The sequence below is a fragment of the Telluria sp. RT2P19 genome (genome assembly GCF_059685725.1).
On sequence record NZ_JCASIL010000010.1, the window covers coordinates 167,865 to 185,325 of the forward strand.

Genomic DNA, 17,461 nt, shown 5'->3' on the forward strand with positions numbered 1-17,461 from the left:
GAATGCCAATGACACAAGCACCGCGTTTAGCCCTCCTGACGATCTTCATCGGCCTCGTGGCCGGTTGTTCCACCACCACCCGCCAGGCGCCGGTCGTCGAGCGTCCCGTCACCGCCGCCCCGACCCGTCCGGCGCCGGCGCGCGTGGAAGAAGCGCCGAAACACGATGAGCGCGGCATGTACACCGTGCGCAAGGGCGACACCCTGCTGCGCATCGCGCTGGACTTCGGCCAGAACTACCGCGACCTGGTAACCTGGAACAACCTGGCCAACCCGGACGACATCAAGGTCGGCCAGGTACTGCGGGTGAGCCAGCCGGAAGGCGAGCGCAGCGCCAATGTACAGACCCAGCCGGTGCCGATGCCGCCGGCCGCCAGCGTGCCGCGCAAGACCGAGCCGCGCGCCGACAAGACCCCGTACAACGAAGGCAAGGTGGCCACCACCACGCCGCCTCCGGCCACCACCACTCCCGCCGTCACGCCGCCGGCGACTGCCGCCGCCAGCGACGAAGCCCGCCTGAGCTGGATGTGGCCCTCCGAGGGCCGCGTCATCGCCACCTTCGACGATGGCCGCAACAAGGGGCTGGACATCGCCGGCAAGCTGGGCCAGCCGGTGGTCGCCGCCGGCTCGGGCAAGGTAATGTATGCTGGCAGCGGCATCCGCGGTTATGGTAATCTCGTCATCGTCAAGCACAGCAACAGCTTGTTGTCGGCCTATGCCCACAATCGCCGGATCGTCGTCAAGGAAGGCGACAACGTGAGCCGTGGCCAGGTGATCGCCGAAATGGGCGATTCCGACGCCGACACGGTCAAGTTGCACTTCGAGATTCGTCAGCAGGGCAAGCCGGTCGACCCGACGAGGTTCTTGCCCGTTCGTTAGGAACGGTATGACGCAGCCGCCGCACTCGCTGGACCAGGAGGATACGGACGAGTTTCCGGACGAACCGGAAAGCGAGCGCGTGCATGCCGATGGCCGCGGCGACGGCGCCGACGGCCACGATGTCCCGCCCGGCAACGCCGGCGCCGGCACGGTCGACGAGCTGCGCAAGGTCTTGCAGGCCGAGCTCGCGACCGACACCACCCAGCACTACCTGAACCAGATCGGCGCCAGGGCGCTGCTCTCGCCGCCCGAGGAAGTCCACTTCGCCACCCTGGCCAAGGCCGGCGACTTCGGCGCGCGCCAGAAGATGATCGAGCATAACCTGCGCCTGGTCGTCTCGATCGCCAAGCACTACATCAACCGCGGCGTGGTCCTGCTCGACCTGATCGAGGAGGGCAATATCGGCCTGATGCGCGCCATCGACAAGTTCGAGCCCGAACGCGGGTTCCGTTTCTCGACCTACGCCACCTGGTGGATCCGCCAGAGCATCGAGCGCGCCATCATGAACCAGGCGCGCACGGTGCGCCTGCCGGTGCACATGGTGCGCGAACTGAACGGCGTGCTGCGCGCCAAATACCACCTCGAAGCGCAAAAACACGACGGCAAGGAAGCCTCGAACGAAGACATCGCCAGCCTGGTCGGCCGCCCGGTCGAGGAAGTGCAAGACATACTGACCCTGTCCGAGCACGCCGCGTCGCTCGACGCGCCGCTCGACAACGATCCCCAGTCGAGCCTGATGGACATGCTGCCCGACGACGGCGAGGGCAGTCCCGACGCCCACGCCGAGCAGCAAGAAGTGGCGCTGCTGGTGCGCGACTGGCTGACCCGCCTGCCCGACAAGCAGCGCCTGGTCGTCACCCGCCGCTTCGGCCTGGATAACGATGATCCGGCCACCCTCGAAACCCTGGCCGAAGAAATGGGTGTGACGCGCGAGCGCGTGCGCCAGATCCAGCAAGAGGCGCTGGTCAAGCTCAAGCGCGCCATGGCGGCGCGGGGCGTGGTGCGCGATTCGTTGTTGTAACGACAATTCCTCCTGTAGCGCCCACTGCGATTCCTTGCTATCATGCCCGCCGGGCCTTTTCGGCCATTTTTCATTTATGCGCGGCCATCGACGCGTGCGCCGCCGGCCAGGGACAGCTCCCGGCCCTCACTCCACTTTCCTCAGACCATGCAAGAAATCTTCATCGACATCAAATCCCTCGACATGGACGGGCGCGGCGTTGGCCACCTCGAGAACGAAGACGGTTCGCCGGGCAAGGTGATCTTCGTCGAAGGCGCGCTGCCAGGCGAGCGCGTCAGTTTCGAGACCACCCGCAAGAAGAAGAACTGGGAAGCGGGCCGCATGCTGACCATGCAGCGCGCCTCGTCGATGCGGGTCGAGCCGAAGTGCCAGCATTTCGGCTACTGCGGCGGCTGTTCGATGCAGCACCTGGAACCGGGCGCGCAGGTGGCGATGAAGGGCCGTGTGCTGGAAGATAACCTGTGGCACCTGGGGAAAGTAAAAGCCGAGATGATCATGCGCCCGATGTATGGTCCGACCTGGGATTACCGCTACCGCGCGCGCCTGTCGGTGCGCCACGTGGCGAAGAAGGGCGGCATACTGGTCGGCTTCCACGAGCGCGCCTCGTCGTTTGTGGCCGACATCACCACTTGCGAGATCCTGCCCGACCATGTCGCGCGCCTGCTGGTGCCGCTGCGCGAGCTGATCGGCGCCCTGTCGATCTACAACCAGTTGCCGCAGATCGAGGTGGCGATCGGCGAAGAGACCACGGTGCTGGTGCTGCGCATCATGGCGCCCTTGGCGCCGGCCGACGAAACCCTGCTCAAGGCCTTCGCCGACCAGTGGGGCATCCAGTGGTGGCTGCAGCCGAAGGGCCCGGACACCGCCCATCCGTTCTACCCGCTCGGCAAGGAGCTGTACTACACGCTGCCCGAGTTCGGCATCCGCATGCCGTTCAAGCCGACCGACTTCACCCAGGTGAACCACCACATCAACCGGGTGCTGGTGGCCAAGGCGCTGCGCTTGCTCGAGGTGCAGAAAGACGACCGCGTGGCCGACCTGTTCTGCGGCCTCGGCAACTTCACCCTGCCGCTGGCGACCCAGGCGCGCGAAGTGGTCGGCATCGAGGGCAGCACGGCGCTGACCACGCGTGCGCTGGACAATGCCAGGGCCAACGGCCTGGCCGACAAAACGTCGTTCTCGACCCGCAACCTGTTCGAAGTCACCAGGGACGACCTGGTGGCGCTCGGTAAATTCGACCGCATGCTGATCGACCCGCCACGCGACGGCGCCATGGCGCTGGCGGTGGCGCTGGCCGAACTGCGTGAAACCCACGAGGATTTAATGCCGCAGCGCATCGTCTATGTCTCGTGCAGTCCGTCGACCCTGGCGCGCGACGCCGGCATCCTGGTGCACAAGGCCGGCTATGTGATGAAGAAGGCAGGCGTGGTGAACATGTTCCCGCATACTTCGCACGTCGAATCGATCGGCGTGTTCGAGCTCGGCGCCAAGCCCGCGCCGGAGTCCGATGGCGCCGCCTATGTGCCGGCCAACGTGCCGGCCACGGCCGACGCGGCGGCCTGATTGAAGCGGCCCGGTCGCTACGCGGCAGCCTTGCTGGCCGCCGCCGTCGCGACCGGCATGGTCGCCAGCCTGGTCCAGACCCACGTCAATCTCGGCGCACTGACCGCGCTCGGCGCCACGGTCACGCCAGGGTTGCGCGCCCGGACCACGCTGCAGGACCTGGCGGGTTTCGGCCCGGTCATGGCCGGGATCGCCCTGGCCGCGTTGCTGCCCGCCATGCTGGCCGCGCACGTGATCGAGCGCGTCGCCAGGCCGGCGCGCCGCGCGCCGCTGTTCGTCGTGGCCGCGGTTGCCGGCCTGTGGACGGCATTCTGGTTGATGCTCAACGTTATTCCGATGCCGGCCATTGCCGCGACCCGCGGCCATCTCGGCCATGCCTTGATGGCGACGAGCGGGATCGCCGGCGGCCTGGTCTACGCTCACATGAGCTCGCCGGACCGGCGGCTTGCCGATCCGCGGCGCCAGATCCTGGGGGTGGCGCTGCTGGCGCTGACGCCGGTGGCATTGTTCCTCATCACATCACCCGGCGCGGCTGGAAAGCTCGAAGCGGTCGATCCGGCCAGCTACCGCGTCCAGGCTGTTGCAACCGGGCTCGACTGGCCCTGGTCGCTGGCCTTCCTGCCGGATGGACGCATGCTCGTGACCGAGCTGAAAGGGCGCCTGCTCGCCGTCGCCGCCGATGGCGCCAGCACGCCGATCGCGACGGATGGCCTGCCGCCCGTGTTCCAGCGCGGCGGCGCCAGCGGCCTGATGGACGTCGCCCTCGATCCCGATTTCGAGCGTAATCGCCTGCTGTACCTGACGATGGGCCATGGCGAAGAGGGCGCCAACGGCACGCGCCTGGTGCGTGCCCGGCTGGCGGGTGAGCGGCTCGAGGATGTCCGGATCCTGTTCAGCTCCACGCCCAAGCCCCGCGTCGGCAACAACGGCGGCCGCATTGCCTTCCTGCCCGACGGCACGCTGGCAATGACGATCGGCGACGGCAACTGGCAGCGCGAAGAGGCGCAGAACGTCGCCAGTCACCTGGGCAGCGTGGTCAGGCTCGACCGCGACGGCAAGGCGCCGCCCGACAACCCGTTCCTGGACCGTCCCGGCGCCGCGCCGGCGCTGTACAGCCTCGGCCATCGAAATCCGCAGGGCATCGCCGTCGATCTGGCCACCGGCGAGCTTCTGCTGACGGAACACGGCGCGCGCGGTGGCGACGAGATCAACCGTATCGTGGCGGGCAGGAATTACGGCTGGCCGCTGGTCACGGCCGGCATCGATTATCCATTCGGCCGCGTCACGCCGTTCAGCCGGCTGGCCGGCTTCGAGGCGCCGCTGCTGGAATGGACGCCGTCGATCGCGCCGGCCGGCCTGGCGGTCTATGACGGCGTGCTGTTTCCCGGCTGGCGCGGCGATCTGCTGGTGCCGGCGCTGCGCGGACGGGCGGTCCACCGCGTGCTGCGCGACGGGGGCGAGATCGTCGGCCAGCAGACGCTGTTGGCCGAGCTGGGCGCGCGCATGCGCGACGTCAGGGTCGGCCCGGATGGCGCGATCTATGTCCTGACCGACGGGACTGACGCCAGCCTGCTGCGCCTGACCCCATCGTCAACGCCGCCGTAAACGAAAAAACCGGCCCGCAGGCCGGTTCATGTTCGAAAGCGACACTGATCAGTCGTCGCCGCCCACGATGCCCAGCAGGCGCAGCAGGCTGCTGAAGATGTTGAACACGTTCAGGTAGATCGACAGGGTGGCGGTGACGTAGTTGGTTTCGCCGCCGTTGACGATGCGCTGCACGTCATACAGGATGAAGGCCGAGAAGATGCCGATCGCCAGGACCGAGATCACGATCGACAGCACCGACATCTGCAGGAAGATGTTGGCCACGATCGCCAGCAGCAGCACCACCACGCCGGCCATCAGCCAGCTGCCCATGCCCGAGAAATCGCGCTTGGTGGTGGTGGCGATGCTGGCCATCACGGCGAACACGACCGCGGTACCGCCGAACGCCGTCATGATCAGGCTGGCGCCGTTGGCGTAATTGAGCGTGTGGGTCAGCAACGGGGCCAGCATCATGCCCATGAAGAAGGTGAAGCCGAGCAGCAGGGCGACGCCCAGGCCGGAATCCTTGTTCTTCTCGATGGCCCACATGAAGCCGAAGGCGACTGCCAGGAAGATCACGAAGCCCATGATGCCGGTGAAGGCGATGCCGAACGACATGCCGGCAACGGCGCCCAGGACGGTCGGGATCATCGACAGCGCCAGCAGCCAATACGTGTTGCGTAACACTTTGTTACGCGAGGCCTGGCCACCTGTGGTCAGGTCGATGGTACTTTGCTGTTGGGTACTAGGATACATATCGGTGCCTCCGGTTCGATGAATGGTACGGGCAAGCATACACGCGCGCTTGCAAGGTACGTCACAACTATCCTATGTCAACTTCCTTAACTGAAGATGAAGAACACGCAGGAACTGGACGGACTTTTGCCGCCACTGTAACACCATGCTTGCCACTACCGCAATATCGGATATCTGGGGCAGGTATGGTAAAATTAAAGGTTGATTGAGTCCCAAAGTTCAAACGAATTTCTCAGTTCATAACCTTTTATTTATTGGAGTTTCTCATGGCAATCGAACGCACCCTGTCCATCATCAAGCCGGACGCAGTCGCAAAAAACGTGATCGGCAAAATCTACAGCCGCTTCGAAGAAGCCGGCCTGAAGGTCGTCGCTGCACGCATGGTGCAACTGTCGCGCGCTGAAGCCGAAGGTTTCTACGCAGTGCACGCTGCACGTCCGTTCTTCAAGGACCTGGTCGACTTCATGATCTCGGGTCCGGTGATGATCCAGGTGCTCGAAGGCGAAGGCGCGATCCTGAAAAACCGCGACCTGATGGGCGCTACCGATCCGAAGAAAGCCGACGCCGGCACCATCCGCGCCGATTTCGCCGACTCGATCGACGCCAACGCCGTTCACGGTTCGGACGCTGCCGAAACCGCGGCTGTGGAAATCGCTTACTACTTCCCGGCACTGAACGTCTACTCGCGTTAATTAGCAAGGGGGAGCGCAGTCCGGGCGTTCCCCGGATCGATTCCCCCGGACTAATTGAATGAGTAACCCGCTCGCCCGCGGCCACCGGGCCGGCGCGAGCGGGTTCAGGAATATAGGAAATACACCATGACAACTCTCACCAACCTGCTGGATTTTGATCCCGCGCAACTCGTCGCTTACTGCGCCGACTTGGGTGAGAAACCGTTCCGCGCCAAGCAGTTGCAACGCTGGATCCACCAGTTCGGCGCGGCGGATTTTGACAGCATGACCGACCTGGCCAAGTCGCTGCGCGAAAAGCTCAAGACCCGCGCCGAAGTACGCGCGCCTGCGATCGTGAGCGACAAGACTGCCAGCGACGGCACCCGCAAATGGCTGGTCGACGTCGGCAACGGCAACGCGGTCGAGACCGTGTTCATCCCGGAAGAAAACCGCGGCACGCTGTGCATATCCACGCAAGCGGGCTGCGCCGTCAACTGCCGCTTCTGCTCGACCGGCAAACAGGGCTTCAACCGCAACCTGACGGTGGCCGAGATCATCGGCCAGCTGTGGATGGCCGAGTTCGAGCTGCGCCGGACCAAGGGCATCGAGCCCGGCCCCAAGGGCGAACGCCAGATCACCAACGTGGTCATGATGGGCATGGGCGAGCCGCTGCTGAACTACGAACCGACCGTCACCGCGCTCAAAATGATGCTCGACGATAACGCCTACGGCCTGTCGCGCCGCCGCGTGACCCTGTCGACCTCGGGCGTCGTGCCGAATATCGACAAGCTGTCGCAAGACGTCCCGGTCGCCATGGCCGTGTCGCTGCACGCGTCGAACGATGCGCTGCGCGACATCCTGGTGCCGCTGAATAAAAAATATCCGCTGCGCGAGCTGATGGCCGCCTGCAAGCGCTACCTGGAGTTCGCGCCGCGCGACTTCATCACCTTCGAGTACTGCATGCTCGACGGTTTCAACGATAGCGACGAGCATGCGCGCGAACTGATCGCGCTGGTGAACGACCCGGTGGTCGGCGTGAACTGCAAGTTCAACCTGATTCCCTTCAACCCGTTCCCCGAGTCGGGCCTGTTCCGCTCCAAGAACCCGCGGATCAAGGCCTTTGCCGAAGTACTGATGAACGCCGGCATCGTGACCACCGTGCGCAAGACGCGCGGCGACGATATCGACGCCGCCTGCGGCCAGCTGGCGGGCGAGGTCAAGGACCGTACCCGCGTGGCAGAGCGCATGGAAAAGATGGCCGAATACCAGAAGAAATTCGGCGCCGATTTCGGGCGTATCGTGGAGATCCCGACCTGATGAACTTCGCCGTCACCGCCCGTGCCGCGAATGCGCTCGCGTTCGCATCGACCCTGGCGCTGCTGGCCGCCTGCGCCGGCACTGGCGCAGGCGGCGATATGGCCCGTGACGGCGAACTGAAGACCGCTTCCGACCAGACCGCGCTCGAAAAGCGCGCCTCGATCCGGGTCCAGCTGGCGGTCGGCTACTACCAGGAAGGCAAATACGAGATCGCCCTCGACGAAGTGAAGCAGGCGCTGGCGGCCGATCCCGGCTATGCCGACGCCTACGGCCTGCGCGCACTGATCTATACCTCGATGGGACAGTTCCCGCTGGCCGACGAGAACCATCGCCACGCGCTGCGCCTCGAACCGGGCAATCCCGAGTTCGCCAACAACTACGGCACCTTCCTGTGCCAGTCGGTGAACAGGCCGGCCGAGGCGCTGGGCTATTTCGATGCCGCCCTCAAGAATCCCGCCTACCAGACACCGCTGTCCGCGCTGGTCAATGCGGGCGCGTGCAGCATCAAGAACCGGAATATCGATGCGGCCGAGCGCTACCTGCTCGAGGCCTTGCGTCTGAACCCGGCGCAGCCGGCCGTGAATGCCGGCCTGGCGCGGGTCTATTACGAGCGGCGCGACATGCAGCGCGCCGGTTTTTTCGTTAACCGCCTGATCGAGACGGCAAAGATCGAGACGTTGCCGGCCGACGCGCTCTGGCTCGCCATGCGCGTGCAGCGCAAGCTGGGCGACCGCACCCACGAAGCGACGCTGGCGGCCCAGTTGCGGCGCCGCTTTCCCGGTTCGCCCGAGTACGCGGCGTTCGAACGCGGCGCCTTCGATGAGTGAAGCAAGCGCGAACATAAGCGCAGGTACAAGACAAGGACGAGGACAATGAACGAGCAAGCAGATCAGCCCGCAACGCCAGGTGGCCAGCCCGGTATTCCTGGCAAGACCCTGCAATCCCAGCGCGAAGCGCTGGGCTGGAGTGTGGAACAGGTGGCGGACCAGCTCAAGCTGGCCCCGCGCCAGGTGGTGGCGCTCGAAGCGGGCGACTATGCCTCTCTGCCGAGCCCGGCCGTGACACGCGGCTTCGTGCGCGTCTATGCCAAGCTGCTCAAGATCGACGCCGCGCCGCTGGTGTCGATGATCGAACTGAATATGCCGCCGGAAGCGCAGGCGGGCGCCACGTCCAGCGCCGCCGCCGCGCGCCGCGAGCAGCGTCCGACCACGTTCTCCCAGACCCGCTTCCCGATCGCCGGCCGCCGCAACCGGCTGCCGCTGGGCTGGATCGCCGCCGCCGTGGTGGCGGCCGGCGCCGCCGTCGCGGCCTGGCAGTTCGACCTGATCCCGAGCCTGCAGCGCGATGGCGCGACGGGCGAGGCCACGGTGCTCGACAACCCGGCCGCCGGCGTTGTCGCGCCTGGTGCAGTAGCGCCGGGCACGGCGCCGGCCAACGGCGCCCAGCAAGGCCTGCTCAATCCGTCGGTGCCGCTGATCTCGGTACCGGCGCCGGCTGCCGGAGGCACGCAGCCCGCCGCCCCCGCAAGCAATGCTCCGGCGCCGTCGACCACCCGACCTGCGCCAGGCGCGCCGGCGACCACGACGCCGCCGGCTGCAGGCGCGCCAAGCGCCGCGGCTGGCGCTACCCTGGCGCCGGTCGTCGCGAACACCGCCGCGCAGGTCACGGCCGTGCCGGCCGCCGCCGGCGCCAACACCCTGGTGCTGAACGTGCGCGAGGATTCCTGGATCGAAGTGCGTCCCAGCGCCGGCGGACGTCCGCTGATCTCGCGCCTGGTAAAAGCCGGCAGTACCGAGTCGGTCGAGCTGCCTGGTCCCGCGACCCTGGTGGTCGGCGCACCGGGCGGCGTGAGCGCAACCCTGCGCGGCGCCGCGGTCGCCCTGCCGCAGCAGTCGGGCAAGACCATCGCGCGCGTGGCCCTGAAATAAGCTGAAGCTGGAACCCAACCAAATGAATTCGTTGAACGAACCCTGTATCCAAGAGTCTACGCCGGCCGCGGCCATCCCTTCCGGCCCGCTGGCGCGCCGCGCCAGCCGCAAGGTGGCGGTGTCGCACGGCGCCCGCACGGTGTGGGTGGGCGGCGACGCCCCGGTGGTGGTGCAGTCGATGACCAATACCGATACCGCCGACGCGATCGGCACCGCGATCCAGGTCAAGGACCTCGCGCGCGCCGGTTCCGAGATCGTGCGCATCACGGTCGATACGCCGGCCGCGGCGGCCGCCGTGCCGGCGATCCGCGCGCAGCTCGACCGCATGGAAGTCGACGTGCCGCTGGTCGGCGACTTCCACTACAACGGCCACCTGCTGCTGCGCGACTATCCCGAGTGCGCCCAGGCGCTGTCGAAATACCGCATCAATCCGGGCAATGTGGGGCAAGGCGCCAAGCGCGACACCCAGTTCGCACAGATGATCGAGATCGCCGCCAAGTACGACAAGCCGGTGCGCATCGGCGTCAACTGGGGCAGCCTGGACCAGTCGCTGCTGGCGCGCATCATGGACGAGAACGCCGCCCGCGCCAATCCGTGGAGCGCGCAGGCCGTGATGTACGAAGCCCTGATCACGTCGGCGATCGAGAATGCCGTGCGCGCCGAAGAAGTCGGCCTGGCGCGCGACAAGATCATCCTGTCGTGCAAGGTGTCGGGCGTGCAGGACCTGATCGCGGTCTACCGCGAACTGGCGCGCCGCTGCGACTACCCGCTGCACCTGGGCCTGACCGAGGCCGGCATGGGCAGCAAGGGCATCGTCGCCTCGACCGCGGCCCTGTCGGTGCTCTTGCAAGAGGGCATTGGCGACACGATCCGCATCTCGCTGACCCCGGAGCCAGGCGGCGACCGCACCCGTGAAGTCGTGGTCGGCCAGGAAATCCTGCAGACCATGGGCCTGCGCAAGTTCACGCCGATGGTGATCGCTTGCCCGGGCTGCGGCCGCACCACCTCGACCGTGTTCCAGGAACTGGCCGACAATATCCAGAGCTTCTTGCGCGAGCAAATGCCTGAATGGAAGAAAACCTATCCGGGCGTGGAGGCGATGAACGTGGCCGTGATGGGCTGCATCGTCAACGGTCCGGGCGAATCGAAGCATGCGAATATCGGCATCAGCCTGCCGGGCACCGGCGAGTCGCCGGCCGCGCCGGTGTTCGTCGATGGCCAGAAATTCGCGACCCTGCGCGGCGAGCGCATCGTCGATGAGTTCAAGACCATCGTGCTCGATTATGTGAAGAAGAATTACAGCCGGGAATCGGTAACGGAATAACGACGTGGGGCGGACGGCTCCACCGTCCACGCGTCCCGGCAGCGCAAGCACCGGTTGAACGTGTGGACGGCAAAGCCGTCCGCCCTACAGAAAGCAAACAATCATGTCCAAACCAGAAAAAATCGTCGCCATCAAAGGCATGAACGACATCCTGCCGCAAGACGCCGCGCTGTGGGAGCTGTTCGAGAACACCACCGAAACGATCCTGAAAAGCTACGGCTACCAGAAGATCGTGACCCCGATCGTCGAGCAGACGGGCCTGTTCGCGCGCGCCATCGGCGCCGTGACCGACATCGTCGAGAAGGAAATGTATTCCTTCGAAGATTCGATGAACGGCGACCAGCTGACCCTGCGTCCGGAAGGCACGGCCAGCGTCGTGCGCGCCGTGCTCGAGCACAACCTGGTCTACGACGGCCCGCGCCGCCTGTGGTACAAGGGCCCGATGTTCCGCCACGAGCGTCCGCAGCGCGGCCGCTACCGCCAGTTCTTCCAGTTCGGCGCCGAAGCGATCGGTTTCTCGGGCCCGGACATCGACGCCGAGATGATCCTGATGTCGCGCCGCCTGTGGGATGACCTGGGCCTGCAGAACGTACGCCTCGAGCTCAATTCGATCGGTAACGCCGAGGAGCGCAACCGCCACCGCGCCGACCTGATCGTCTACCTCGAGAAGCACGAAGACATCCTGGACGCCGAAGCCAAGCGCCGCCTGCACAGCAACCCGCTGCGCATCCTGGACACCAAGAACCCGGCCATGCAAGAGATGGTCAACGGCGCGCCGCGCCTGCTGGACTACCTGGGCGAGGAATCGCTGGCCCACTTCAACGGCGTCAAGGCGCTGCTGGACAAGAACGCCGTGCAGTACACCGTCAACCCGCGCCTGGTGCGCGGCCTGGACTACTACAACCGCACCGTGTTCGAATGGGTCACCGACGAGCTGGGCGCCCAGGGCACCATCTGCGCCGGCGGGCGCTACGATCCACTGATCGAGACCTTCGGCGGCAAGCCGACCCCGGCGGTCGGTTTCGCGATGGGCATGGAACGCATCATCGAGCTGATGAAGGGTCTGGGCGAGCCGGCCGAGCCGAACGTGTGCGACGTCTACATGGTCCACCAGGGCGAGGAAGCGCAGCTGCAGTCCTTCATCCTGGCCGAGCGGATTCGGGATGCCGGCCTGGATGTTGTGTTACATTGCGCAACTTCAGCGGGCACCGGCAGCTTCAAGAGCCAGATGAAGAAGGCCGACGGCAGCGGTGCGGCGTTTGCCGTCATCATCGGCCAGGACGAGATCGCGAACAATGCCGCGCAAGTGAAAACGATGCGCGGCGAAGTGGGCGAGCAGCAGCAGGCCAGCGTGCCGTTCGAGGAAGTGGTCGACTACCTGGTCGACCAGATCGTCGGCGGCCACGACCATGGTCACGACCACGATCACGTGCACTACCACCCGTAACACCGGCTTAGCCACCCAACCAAACCACTCACTACAAGAATACGCATATGGCATACGATCACCAGGAACAGGAACAGCTTGATTCCTTCAAGGCGTTCTGGTCGCAGTACGGCAATATCATCATCTGGGTCCTGATTCTGGCGCTCGGCTCCTACGCCGGCTGGAATTACTGGAAAACCCACCAGCGCAACAAGTCGGTCGAGGCGTCGGCGCTGTATGACGAGCTGCAGACCTCGCTCCTGGCGAACGACAATGCCAAGGTGCAGCGCGTGGCGGGCGACATTCGCGCCAAGTATGAATCGTCGGCCTACGCGCCGATGGCAGCCCTGGCCGCGGCCAAGACCGCCTTCGAAGCGAACGACCTGAAGACCGCCAAGGCCCAGCTGCAGTGGGTGGCCGAGCACGGCAACGACGAATACAAGTCGATCGCCAAGCTGCGCCTGGCCGGCGTGCTGCTCGACGAAAAGGCGCACGATGAAGCCATGAAAACCCTGAACGGCGCCTTCCTGCCGCAGTTCAGCGCCGAAGTGAACGATCGCAAGGGCGACGTGCTGGTCGCGCAGAACAAGCTCAAGGAAGCACGCGAAGCCTACGTCGCGGCGATCGCGGCCATGGACCAGAATGCGCCGGGCCGCCAGCTGGTGCAGATCAAGCTGGAAGCGATCGGCGGCACCGCGCCGGCGGCTAAGCAACCGGAAGAACAAAAAGCGGCCGAGCAAAAGGCAGCCGCGTAACACTCGCGCATGAGATGGCCCGCGCACGCCTGACGGCGGCGCGGGCTATGCGTCCTCTATAGTCTTGGCACAAGGTAGAAAAAAATGCGTATCTGCAGCAAGCTTGTTGGTGTCGGCGTATTGGCCCTGATGACGGGTTGCTCGACCCTCAATTCGCTCAATCCGTTCGCGTCGGAAAAAAAAGGCGACCAGCCGGCCAAGCTGGCCGAACTGAAGGGCAGCATGGCCGTGCGTACCGCATGGAAACTTGATATCGGCAAGGCCCGCGGCTATACCTTCTCGCCTGCGCTGACCGGTAACACCGTGGTCGTGGCCGGCGCCGACGGCGCCATTGCGCGGGTCGAAGCCGCCAGCGGCAAGCAATTGTGGCGCATCAAGGCCGATACCGAACTCAGCGCCGGCGTCGGCACCGACGGCAACCTGATCGTCGTCGGCGCCGACAAGGGCCAGCTGCTGGCCTTCGACATGGACGGCAAGAAGTTGTGGAGCAGCCAGCTGTCGAGCGAGATCCTGTCGGCGCCGGTCGTGTCGCAGGGCGTCGTCGTGGCGCGCTCGATCGACAACCGCATCGTCGGCATCGACGCCGCCAATGGCAACAAGAAGTGGACCGTGCAAAAAGTCGCGCCACCGCTCACGCTGCGCAATGCGCCGGGCATGATCGTGGCCGGCGGCGACGTCATCGTGGCCCAGCCGGGCGGCAAGCTGTCGTCGCTGATCCTGGCGACCGGCGCGCCGCGCTGGGACGTCGAGGTAGGCGTCGCGCGCGGCGCCACCGAGCTGGAGCGCGTGACCGATATCGGCGGCGCCCCGGTGCTGTTCGAGAACGAGGTGTGCGCCGCGTCCTATCAAGGGCGCGTAGGCTGCTTCGACCTGGTGACCGGCTCGGCCAAATGGACGCGCGACCTGTCGTCCGACGCCGGCGTCGCCGTCGACCAGCTGTACGTGTTCGCACCGGACGACAAGGGGGCGCTGCATGCCTTCACCCGCGACACGGGTTCTTCCAGCTGGAAGAACGACAAGCTGGCATTCCGCCGCCTGTCGACCCCGCTGTCCTATGGCCGCGCCGTCGCGGTCGGCGACTATGAAGGCTATGTGCACTTCCTGTCGCGCGAGGACGGATCATTCCTGGCGCGCGCAGCGACCGATGGCAGCCCGATCATGGGCACGCCGCTGGTGGCCGGCACGAACCTGATTTTTCAAACACAAAATGGAACTGTGACCGCGATCGCGGTCGAATAGAATAAAACATGAAGCCGGTAATCGCACTCGTAGGTCGTCCCAACGTCGGGAAATCGACCTTATTTAACCGCCTGACCCGTTCGCGTGACGCGCTGGTGGCCGACCTCCCTGGCCTGACGCGCGACCGCCACTATGGCGAAGGCCGGATTGGCGAACGGCCATTCCTGGTCATCGACACGGGCGGTTTCGAGCCGGTCGCCAAAGAAGGCATCATGCACGAAATGGCGCTGCAGACGCGCCAGGCCGTGGCCGAGGCCGACGTGGTCGTGTTCATCGTGGACGGCCGCCAGGGCCTGACCCCGCACGACAAGACGATCACCGACTTCCTGCGCAAGAGCGGCCGCAAGGTCATGCTGGTGGTGAACAAGTCGGAAGGCATGAAGTACACCTCGGTCACCGCCGACTTCTATGAACTCGGCATGGGCGACCCCTATGTCATTTCCGCCGCCCATGGCGACGGCGTGACCGACCTGGTCAATGAAGCGCTCGACATGGCCTTCGCCGGTCGTCCGGACGAGCCTGAAGAACTCGAGCCGGCCGACCACGGCTTCAAGATCGCCATCGTCGGCCGTCCCAATGTCGGCAAGTCGACCCTGATCAACACCCTGGTCGGCGAGCAGCGCGTGATCGCCTTCGACATGCCGGGCACGACCCGGGACTCGATCGAAGTGCCGTTCGAACGCGACGGCAAGCGCTTCACGCTGATCGATACCGCCGGTATCCGCCGCCGCGGCAAGATTTTCGAAGCGATCGAGAAGTTTTCGGTGGTCAAGACCATGCAGTCGATCTCGGACGCCAACGTGGTGATCCTGCTGCTCGACGCCCAGCAGGATATCTCGGAGCAGGACGCGCACATCGCCGGCTTCATCCTGGAGTCGGGCAGGGCGCTGGTGGTGGCTGTCAATAAATGGGACGGCCTGCAGACGCAAGAGCGCGACGAGGTCAAGATCGACCTCGACCGCAAGCTGGACTTCCTCAGTTTCGCCAAGACCCACTTCGTGTCGGCGCTGCGCGGCACCGGCGTGTCACAGCTGATGAAGTCGGTCGAAGCGGCGTATGCCGCCGCCACCGCCAACCTGTCGACGCCGCGCCTGACGCGCGCGCTGCAGGAAGCAGTCGAGAAGCAAGAGCCGAAGCGTAAGGGTACCTCGCGTCCGAAGATGCGCTATGCCCACCAGGGCGGTCAGAATCCACCGATCATCGTCATCCACGGTAACGCCCTCGAGGGCATCACCGAGCCGTACAAGCGGTATCTGGAAAAGCATTTCCGCGAGACGTTCAGCCTGGTCGGCACGCCACTGCGCATCGAATTGCGAAGCGGTAAAAACCCATTCGCCAAGGACTGATCAGCTGCGAGGTTAAGTCGTTCTTAACCTTAGCAGTACGACAAAAAGCCGCAAAACAGGTTACAGTAGGCTTAGGGCTGCATTCGCTTAGGCAGAATATGGCTCTAGCTACTTGAAAACCGGCACATCGCCTCAAACTTTTAACTACAACAACATTACGGAGCTGTTATGAGCAACAAAGGGCAACTGTTACAAGACCCATTCCTCAACGCCTTGCGCAAGGAACACGTCCCTGTCTCGATCTACCTCGTCAACGGTATCAAACTCCAGGGCCATATCGAATCCTTCGACCAATACGTCGTTTTGCTTCGTAATACCGTGACCCAGATGGTCTATAAGCATGCCATTTCCACCGTCGTGCCGGCACGTGCCGTCAACCTTAACCTCGACTCCAACGAAGCCGAGTAAGGCCGATGGCTGACGCCCCCGGCACTCCCATCCTGCGCGCAGCGCTGGTCGGCATCGACTTCGGGACTGGCGACTTCGCCGCCAGCCTCGAAGAACTGTCCCTGCTTGCGCGCTCCGCCGGCGCCGAACCGATCACCACGATCACGGCGAAGCGCAGCAGCCCAGACCCCGCGCATTTCGTCGGCAGCGGCAAGGCCGACGAAATCGCCCTCGACGCCAAGGCCCTCGGCGCCGAGATCGTCATCTTCAACCACGCTCTCTCACCCGCCCAGCAGCGCAACCTGGAGCGCCGTCTGCAGCTGCGCGTGATCGACCGCACCAGCCTGATCCTCGACATCTTCGCGCAACGCGCCAAGAGCCACGAGGGTAAACTCCAGGTCGAGCTGGCCCAGTTGCAGCACCTGGCCACGCGCCTGATCCGCGGCTGGACCCACCTGGAACGTCAAAAAGGCGGTATCGGCCTGCGTGGTCCCGGTGAAACCCAGCTCGAGACCGACCGCCGGCTGATCGGCGAGCGGGTCAAGATGCTGCGCGCGCGCCTGGCCAAGCTGCGCAAGCAGCACGAGACCCAGCGCCGCCAGCGCGGCCGCAACAAGACCTTCTCGGTATCGCTGGTCGGCTATACCAATGCCGGCAAATCGACCCTGTTCAACACGCTCACCAAGGCCGGCGTCTACGTGGCGAACCAGCTGTTCGCGACCCTGGACACCACCAGCCGCCGCATGTACCTGAACGACGAGGTGGGCAGTGTCGTCATTTCGGACACGGTCGGCTTCGTGCGCGAACTGCCGCACCAGCTGGTGGCGGCTTTCCGCGCCACGCTCGAAGAAACCATCCATGCCGACCTGTTGCTGCACGTGGTCGACAGTGCGTCCCCGACGCGCATGGAACAGGTCGAGCAGGTCAATGAAGTCTTGCGCGAGATTGGCGCAGATCATGTTCCGCAAATTTTGGTATGGAACAAGATCGACGCCGCCGGGCTGGAACCTGGGGTCGAGCGTGATGAGTATGATAAGATCAACCGGGTTTTCATCAGTGCCCACAGCGGCGCCGGCCTGGATCTGCTGCGTTCGGCAATTGCCGAGGCGGCCAAGTCCGCACCGAGCGATGGCGGGTACAGCAACCCAGAAAACGAAGCGCAAGATCAAGCCTTCGGGTTCGTCGAGGATGACGCGTCGGTGGACGCGCACCCCGGCGGTCTTGCCGACAATATGCTAACTTCCACCCATGTCAGGCCCAACTAGC

The 17,461-nt window shown here is 65.0% G+C and carries 16 protein-coding genes; 15 read left to right on the plus strand and 1 reads right to left on the minus strand.

Going from position 1 to position 17,461, the window contains the following annotated elements; all coding sequences use genetic code 11:
* The first annotated feature begins 8 nt into the window (after positions 1-8).
* The 4 genes from AC56KW_RS14390 (at position 9) to AC56KW_RS14405 (ending at position 5,067) form a co-directional block, all read left to right on the plus strand.
* A complete protein-coding gene (locus AC56KW_RS14390) occupies positions 9-878 on the plus strand; it encodes a peptidoglycan DD-metalloendopeptidase family protein (protein ID WP_497171369.1) in 870 nt (289 codons plus the stop codon).
* A gap of 7 nt (positions 879-885) precedes the next feature.
* On the plus strand, positions 886-1,899 hold the full coding sequence (gene rpoS, locus AC56KW_RS14395; protein WP_497171370.1) for an RNA polymerase sigma factor RpoS: 1,014 nt from the start codon (positions 886-888) through the stop codon (positions 1,897-1,899).
* A 147-nt stretch (positions 1,900-2,046) separates the two neighbouring features.
* Positions 2,047-3,462 carry a 23S rRNA (uracil(1939)-C(5))-methyltransferase RlmD gene (rlmD, locus tag AC56KW_RS14400; RefSeq protein WP_497171371.1) on the plus strand — a complete coding sequence of 472 codons (1,416 nt, stop codon included), beginning with the start codon at positions 2,047-2,049 and terminating at the stop codon, positions 3,460-3,462.
* The gene (locus AC56KW_RS14405; protein ID WP_497171372.1) at positions 3,463-5,067 is read left to right on the plus strand and encodes a PQQ-dependent sugar dehydrogenase; all 1,605 of its coding nucleotides are present in this window, start codon (positions 3,463-3,465) and stop codon (positions 5,065-5,067) included. It abuts the gene before it with no gap.
* Between the two features lie 48 nt (positions 5,068-5,115).
* On the opposite strand, the gene AC56KW_RS14410 is transcribed toward AC56KW_RS14405, so the two are convergent.
* Complete coding sequence (locus AC56KW_RS14410; protein ID WP_497171373.1) at positions 5,116-5,802, minus strand: Bax inhibitor-1/YccA family protein; 687 nt, start codon at positions 5,800-5,802, stop codon at positions 5,116-5,118.
* 266 nt (positions 5,803-6,068) lie between these two features.
* On the opposite strand from AC56KW_RS14410, the gene ndk reads away from it, so the two are divergent.
* The 11 genes from ndk (at position 6,069) to hflX (ending at position 17,460) form a co-directional block, all read left to right on the plus strand.
* Complete coding sequence (gene ndk, locus AC56KW_RS14415; RefSeq protein WP_123071979.1) at positions 6,069-6,494, plus strand: nucleoside-diphosphate kinase; 426 nt, start codon at positions 6,069-6,071, stop codon at positions 6,492-6,494.
* Positions 6,495-6,620: 126 nt separating this feature from the next.
* Positions 6,621-7,790 (plus strand): dual-specificity RNA methyltransferase RlmN, encoded by a 1,170-nt coding sequence (rlmN, locus tag AC56KW_RS14420; protein WP_292026604.1) that lies wholly within the window; start codon positions 6,621-6,623, stop codon positions 7,788-7,790.
* Positions 7,790-8,617 (plus strand): type IV pilus biogenesis/stability protein PilW, encoded by an 828-nt coding sequence (gene pilW / locus AC56KW_RS14425; protein WP_497171374.1) that lies wholly within the window; start codon positions 7,790-7,792, stop codon positions 8,615-8,617. The genes rlmN and pilW overlap by 1 nt, the downstream gene beginning before the upstream one ends.
* Positions 8,618-8,662: 45 nt before the next feature.
* The gene (locus AC56KW_RS14430; RefSeq protein ID WP_497171375.1) at positions 8,663-9,718 is read left to right on the plus strand and encodes a RodZ domain-containing protein; all 1,056 of its coding nucleotides are present in this window, start codon (positions 8,663-8,665) and stop codon (positions 9,716-9,718) included.
* Between the two features lie 22 nt (positions 9,719-9,740).
* A complete protein-coding gene (gene ispG, locus AC56KW_RS14435; RefSeq protein ID WP_497171376.1) occupies positions 9,741-11,042 on the plus strand; it encodes a flavodoxin-dependent (E)-4-hydroxy-3-methylbut-2-enyl-diphosphate synthase in 1,302 nt (433 codons plus the stop codon).
* Positions 11,043-11,145: 103 nt separating this feature from the next.
* A complete protein-coding gene (hisS, locus tag AC56KW_RS14440; RefSeq protein ID WP_497171377.1) occupies positions 11,146-12,489 on the plus strand; it encodes a histidine--tRNA ligase in 1,344 nt (447 codons plus the stop codon).
* A 47-nt stretch (positions 12,490-12,536) separates the two neighbouring features.
* A complete protein-coding gene (locus AC56KW_RS14445; protein ID WP_497171378.1) occupies positions 12,537-13,223 on the plus strand; it encodes a YfgM family protein in 687 nt (228 codons plus the stop codon).
* An 84-nt stretch (positions 13,224-13,307) separates the two neighbouring features.
* On the plus strand, positions 13,308-14,462 hold the full coding sequence (gene bamB / locus AC56KW_RS14450; protein WP_497171379.1) for an outer membrane protein assembly factor BamB: 1,155 nt from the start codon (positions 13,308-13,310) through the stop codon (positions 14,460-14,462).
* Positions 14,463-14,470: 8 nt separating this feature from the next.
* Positions 14,471-15,808, plus strand: a complete 1,338-nt coding sequence (gene der / locus AC56KW_RS14455) for a ribosome biogenesis GTPase Der (protein WP_497171380.1) — start codon at positions 14,471-14,473, stop codon at positions 15,806-15,808.
* Positions 15,809-15,976: 168 nt separating this feature from the next.
* Positions 15,977-16,216 carry an RNA chaperone Hfq gene (gene hfq, locus AC56KW_RS14460; protein WP_005666255.1) on the plus strand — a complete coding sequence of 80 codons (240 nt, stop codon included), beginning with the start codon at positions 15,977-15,979 and terminating at the stop codon, positions 16,214-16,216.
* Between the two features lie 32 nt (positions 16,217-16,248).
* Positions 16,249-17,460 carry a GTPase HflX gene (gene hflX, locus AC56KW_RS14465; protein WP_497171401.1) on the plus strand — a complete coding sequence of 404 codons (1,212 nt, stop codon included), beginning with the start codon at positions 16,249-16,251 and terminating at the stop codon, positions 17,458-17,460.
* Position 17,461: the final 1 nt, after the last annotated feature.